This window comes from Alkalibaculum sporogenes (assembly GCF_009362815.1).
Lineage (GTDB): Bacteria > Bacillota > Clostridia > Eubacteriales > Alkalibacteraceae > Alkalibaculum_A > Alkalibaculum_A sporogenes.
The window spans coordinates 1-6,021 of the sequence record NZ_WHNX01000064.1; the positions used below are offsets into that span (position 1 = coordinate 1).

General features: G+C 34.6%; 5 protein-coding genes and 1 pseudogene. All 6 read left to right on the top strand.

The features are described 5' to 3' along the window. Nucleotides 1-169 precede the first annotated feature (169 nt). The gene (locus GC105_RS16985) at nucleotides 170-310 is read left to right on the top strand and encodes a hypothetical protein (RefSeq protein ID WP_193708466.1); all 141 of its coding nucleotides are present in this window, start codon (nucleotides 170-172) and stop codon (nucleotides 308-310) included. A gap of 519 nt (nucleotides 311-829) precedes the next feature. Further along, nucleotides 830-1,258 carry a hypothetical protein gene (locus GC105_RS16370; RefSeq protein ID WP_152806986.1) on the top strand — a complete coding sequence of 143 codons (429 nt, stop codon included), beginning with the start codon at nucleotides 830-832 and terminating at the stop codon, nucleotides 1,256-1,258. Between the two features lie 320 nt (nucleotides 1,259-1,578). Then, nucleotides 1,579-2,358: an REP-associated tyrosine transposase gene (locus GC105_RS16375; protein ID WP_152806988.1), complete on the top strand. Its 780-nt coding sequence runs from the start codon at nucleotides 1,579-1,581 to the stop codon at nucleotides 2,356-2,358. Between the two features lie 349 nt (nucleotides 2,359-2,707). Next, nucleotides 2,708-4,078 (top strand): hypothetical protein, encoded by a 1,371-nt coding sequence (locus GC105_RS16380; protein WP_152806990.1) that lies wholly within the window; start codon nucleotides 2,708-2,710, stop codon nucleotides 4,076-4,078. A 19-nt stretch (nucleotides 4,079-4,097) separates the two neighbouring features. Continuing rightward, nucleotides 4,098-5,369, top strand: a complete 1,272-nt coding sequence (locus GC105_RS16385; RefSeq protein ID WP_152806992.1) for an SPFH domain-containing protein — start codon at nucleotides 4,098-4,100, stop codon at nucleotides 5,367-5,369. Nucleotides 5,370-5,820: 451 nt separating this feature from the next. Then, nucleotides 5,821-6,021: pseudogene (locus GC105_RS16390) on the top strand (IS5/IS1182 family transposase); the annotation flags it as partial.

The window sequence follows — 6,021 nt, forward strand, 5'->3', positions numbered from 1 at the left end:
GTTATATCAATTAGTGGAAAATCCTACAGATTAAAGGATCATATTAAACAAGAATCATAATAAAACCTACATTCTTAAATGATCAAAAACATGCATTATTAGCTTGACATTTATACAGAGTTTATATTACCTGAAATTTTAATCTAATTAATGAATAGGAGATGTGTATATGTCGGGTTATACAACGAATGAAATTGCACCGGGTTTTTACTGTATAGAACATGGGATTGTACGAAGCTTTTTAATTGAGGGGAATAAGGATGCTTTGCTTATTGATACTGGGCTAGGGAATGACGATTTTAAAAAGTAGAACCTAAGGGACAGATTTCAACCTTTTGTATTTATTCATACATATTGCTTTAATTCTTAAAAATATGAGAAATGGGACAAAAAAAATAAGATTAACTAATGGGACTTTCTGGGGACGGGACTTTTTGTATCGATTTAGAGAGTTTCATACAATAGGGAAAACACTGGGGTCGGGAATTTTTGTTTTAAGTTCGATAAAGAAAGTCCCGTCCCTCATGTCTCACTGAGCCAGTTCGGATTTGATGTTAGTCTTGACTGGATTTTTAATTTTATAATAGTAATTATATTTTATGGTAAATAATGAATAATAAAGATATAATATAATCATGGATAAAATTGGAATATAATAAAAATAAAATGAAAAGATTGTTTGTATGAAATTAAGAACACTATAAGCATATAAGTTATATTGAAGATACGAATAAAATATGTGATGGATTTCAAGATTATATTTGAGTTCAAAGACTACCAACTTGCTCTGTATCTGTATTCATTTTCTTCCTTCCTGGAAGTTATGCTATTGGAGAACTTCGATTCGGCATATCTTGATAGCATTGCTAAAAAAATAGGAGATTATTCATTTAAGTATCGTGAACTTTACACTAAGTGTTATGATCAGATTGAAGGATATGCTAAGTCTTCAATACAGTCCAACCTGTTAAAGGGATTTGCAAGTGTTAATAGGGTTGCAGGCGAGGCCATAGCGAAGATTTCGGTTATTAGCAAATCACAAATTGGTGAAACTCTAATTGAAACAGGAGACAAGCTAGGGAATTTTGGATCGAAAAGATTAGAACATACTATGAAACAACTCATAGAAAAGCAGAGTAGCTGCGTTCAACTTTTTGTCGAAAATATCAATGTAGTCAACAGACTTTATAATCAGCCAATTGAACTACTTTTTGATAAAGATAATATATATATTGGAGTGGAACAGGAAGAACTGTAATAGTAAATTTGACCATAGAGTTCAACATTAACTCGAAGTTGATATAGGAGAAACGCTAGGGAGCAGTTAATTTTGTATTGATTGACTACAACGTTAGGGACATAAAAAACATAAAAGCACGGGGGACGAGAATTATTGAACTGCTACCTGTCAGTAGACCAGTGAAAAAGTCTTAATTATTAGTCTGCAGAGGTAACTATTATATTTTAAAATTAGAAAGTGTTACTTTGTTGCTATCGTGGGTACAGTTGAAAAATCTTTGATAAATAAGTGTTATAAAGTATTATAAAATGTTATAAAATGGTATAGAGGTGATTAATATGCCAAGACAAGCTCAAAAAGAGAGTAAGACAGGATATTATCATATCATGACACGGGGAATAAATAAGGAGTACATCTTTAATGATAAGTTTCAAAGAGATATGATATTGAAGATTATTAAAGAGAAAATACAAGAAGAGCCATTTAAAGTAGTAGCGTATTGTGTGATGAGTAATCATTTACATATAATCATACATACAGATAAGCAATCCCTAATTGACGTAATGAAGAAAATAAATATAACCTATGCAATGTCATATAATCGTAAAGAAAGACGAGTAGGAGCGTTATTTCAAGAGAGATATAAAAGCGAAAATATTACAGATGAGAAATATTTAGTAGGTGCCATTAGATATGTACATAATAATCCTGTGAAAGCGGGAATGGTTCCAAGGGTACAAGATTATTCATGGAGTAGTATGGCAGAATACTTAGAAGGTAATAATTTTCTTGTTGATGAAGAAGAGAAAGAGCTTATTTTAGATAGGTTTAATAGTGCTGATGAGTTTAGAAAATTTCATGATATAGAAGATCAAAGAGAATATCTTGAACTGAGAGAAGAATTAGAAGAAAAGAAGGAAAAAAGAGCGATAGAAATTATTGAAGCATACTTTATTGAAAAAGGTATTCATGATAAACGTCAACTTAAGGATAAAGAAGAATTGATTAGTAGGTTACTAAAACAATCAAAGTTGTCATATCGAAAAATTGCGCAAATTACAGAAACAAGTTTAAATACTGTGTATCTAGTTAGTAAGAATCTTACGGGGAAAGATTGAGTAATACAATTACTTTAGTGGTGTGGGTGAGGGTGAGATTAAATCATCGAATTAACTGCGTAAATCGATACAAAAATTCCTGCCCTACCGTTTTGAATCAAATGTTATATTTTTTTATAATCGAAAGATGGTGATGGCGTGATTTGCTATAATGGGATTTGGAAACTATTATTAGATAAGGAGGGAAGAAAAAAGACCTTGCAGAGATGTAAAATTAAATGGTACTACTATCGACAAAATTGTAAAAGGACAACCGGTTAGTATGGAAGTATTATCGTATATGTAAACAGTTTGACTGTGATATTGACGATTTGGTAGCAATAAAGCAGGAATACGAGGAGGTAAAAAGATGAGAAAAACTGTGTTAAAATCTACAAATTGTAAGAATTGCGGGGGTCAAATGAAATTTGACCCTAAAACACAACAGACGGTATGTTCCGGTTGTTCAAGTACTATGGAGGATCCAAGAGAGCAAAAAGAAGAATTGAGTTGTCCGAATTGTGGTGCTGTTTTAGCAATAGTCAAGGGAACTTCTCAGACGGAATGTAAATCTTGCGACAGTGTATTCAGTATTGTTCAGGACGATGATTCAGGCGATCAAAAAGAAATCTCAGAGAATCACAAATTTATAGACCCTTTTAACATACCACAGGATGAATATCAAAAAGGAATGATTTCATGGCTTGCCAACACAAAAGGCGTACCAACTGATGTTTTTGATAAAATTGCCATTATTGCTTTTGAGGGAAGGTATGTTCCATATTATTATTGTACTGTTGATTATAAAATGCAATGGAGTGCATCTATCGGTCACGAAAGGGAAGAAACCTATACAGATTATGTAAAGAAAACAACAAAAGGACGAACACGTATGGTTCCGGTGACAAAGAGCCGTACTGTAACGGATTGGTCGCCTCATTCATCTTCCTCCACGGGAAGGATAAATTTAGTTTGTGAAGCCTCTGACTATTTTAAAAATGCAAAAGATAAAATAATGGGAGCAAATAAGAAAAAAAACGAAAAAAAAATTATCGGTTCGTTTGATAGCTTTTACATAGATGAGAACTTTAAAAACATTGTGTACGGAAATACAGCAACAAAAATTGAAAAATTAGATGTGAAATACACTGCCGGGTTTAAATTGATTCCTTTTGAGGAACCGGTCAGTAAAGTTTATGATAAAACAAAAATCAACAATGAGATATATGCCCGAATAAAGAAAGACGCTCCGGGCGACAGAATTAAAAACATATCTTTTAATGGAGATATCGATAATGAATATTATGTCATATATAGACCGTACTGGATTACAAAATATTCATATGACGATACGGCATATTTGAACATCTGTGACGGAAATAATGCCGCAAGCCATATAGGAAATACACCGATAGATAAAAACCAGAAACTTAAATTTAAAAAGATGTTTTTGCCGTTCAAGATTTCTCTTGGCGTAATGATTATATTTGCAATCATCGCAGGTATCCTTGGGGAACCGGCAGAAGGAGCGGATGTTACGCAATCTTCCTATAGCCTCTTTATAGGGTTAAGTTCTTTGTCTTTTGTTGTGGCGGGTATTTTTGGAATTGTTGGAATGATAAGACGAAACGGAGCTTTAAATAAAAGTAAAGATATTGTTGTTAAACAAGCATCTAATTACTTAAATAATTCAAAAACTATATTTGACAGGAAATCAGCTATAACAGATCCAGTAGATTAATAATTAGGAGGCGATAAATTTGGGATTAGTTAAAGCGGCGTTTGGCGCAGCGGGTGGCGTTCTGGCAGACCAGTGGAAAGAATTTTTCTATTGCGAATCAATAGACGTAAATATGCTGGTTGTTAAAGGGAAAAAGCGGGAGGATCCGCGTTCTTCTAACACAAAAGGGACTGACAATATTATTTCAGATGGTTCTATTGTAGCAGTTGCTGACGGGCAAGCTATGATGATTGTTGAACAGGGAAAAATTGTTGAGTTCTGTGCCGAGCCCGGAGAGTTTAAATATGATGCGTCAACCGAGCCGAGCATTTTCAACGGAAAATTGGGCGAAGGTATCAAAAAAACCTTTGCAAATATCGGAAAGCGTTTCGAGTTTGGAGGTCAGGCATCTAAGGATCAACGCGTATATTATTTTAACCTGAAAGAAATTGTAAGCAATAAATACGGCACACCTAATCCTATACCATTTAGGGTTATAGATAAAAATATCGGGCTTGACGTTGATATTGCAATTCGCTGTAACGGTGAATATTCGTATAAACTTACTGATCCACTTCTATTCTATACAAATGTTTGCGGTAATGTTGATTTCGCGTATCATCGTGATCAGATTGACGGTATGCTTAAATCTGAATTGCTGACAGCACTCCAGCCTGCTTTTGCTAAAATCAGCAATATGGGTGTGCGTTATAGCTCGCTGCCCGGACATACTTTAGAACTCGCGGATGCTTTGAACGAAATACTCTCTAAAAAATGGGCAGAGTCACGTGGTTTAGCGATCTCATCTTTTGGAGTAAACTCTGTAACTGCTCCACCGGAAGATGAAAACATGATTAAGGAACTACAGCGTACTGCAGTAATGCGAAATGCTGGCATGGCAGGTGCAACTATTGTTACAGCACAAGCCGATGCGATGAAAACGGCGGCAGGAAATCCGAACGGTGCAATGATGGGCTTTGTTGGTATGAACGCAGCCATGAATACAGGTTCAAATGCAGGAGCTTTCTTCGATATTGATGAGCAAAACAAGATGCAGTCCGCACAAGCAGCACCGCAATCCGACGGCTGGAAGTGTGAATGCGGCGAATTAAGCAAAGGTAAATTTTGTAATGAGTGCGGAAAACCCCGGCCAATTGTTGAAAGATGGAAATGTGAATGTGGTGAAGTAAACAAAGGCAAATTCTGTATCGAATGCGGCCAACCAAAACCCACTGACAACAGTTGGAAATGCGAATGTGGTGAAGTGAACAAAGGCAAATTTTGTAATGAATGTGGCAAGCCAAAACCTTAGAAAAAACACTGGCGACGGAAAAAACACTGTGGGGACGCGACTTTTTGTATCGATTAGAAAGATTCATTCATATAATTAAGAACTGTCATTTACATAATATATATAAATCAAAGGACATTTTATTTGATAAGTATTACCGAAGTATTTTAGATAGTTGGTTAAATTATATATTTTTCTAGTTGATAATTGTGGGTCAATTGAGATCATAATGCCTAAAGATAAGATATAGAAAAGTATTTTGAAAGGGTTTTAATTGATGAAAGTAGTTTTGAGTAGAAAAGGATTTGATTCTAGTTATGGTGGATATCCAAGCCCGGGGGAAAACACGGGGGACGGGACGAGACCAGTGAAAAAGTCTTAATTATTAGTCTGCATAGGTAACTATTATATTTAAAAATAAGAAAGTGTTACTTTGTTGTTATTGAGTGCATTCAAAGAATCTTGCTTTTAGATACGAAATATTAGAACTCAGCGGTTACAAGACTCAACACTGGATGAAATCATAACAGAAATAGTAACACAATGTGTAGATAAAGGTATCGTTAAGGGAAAAAGCGTAAGTATTGATGCTACTCATATAGAAGCGAATACCATTAAGAAAACACCAGAACGATTAATGAAACATCTGGCTAGAAAGATAATTAGTGCTTAT

Excerpts from the sequence above, each read along its gene's own strand:
- GC105_RS16985 (WP_193708466.1), top strand. The coding sequence starts at position 170 with ATGTCGGGTTATACAACGAATGAAATTGCACCGGGTTTTTACTGTATA.
- GC105_RS16375 (WP_152806988.1), top strand. The coding sequence starts at position 1,579 with ATGCCAAGACAAGCTCAAAAAGAGAGTAAGACAGGATATTATCATATC.
- GC105_RS16380 (WP_152806990.1), top strand. The coding sequence starts at position 2,708 with ATGAGAAAAACTGTGTTAAAATCTACAAATTGTAAGAATTGCGGGGGT.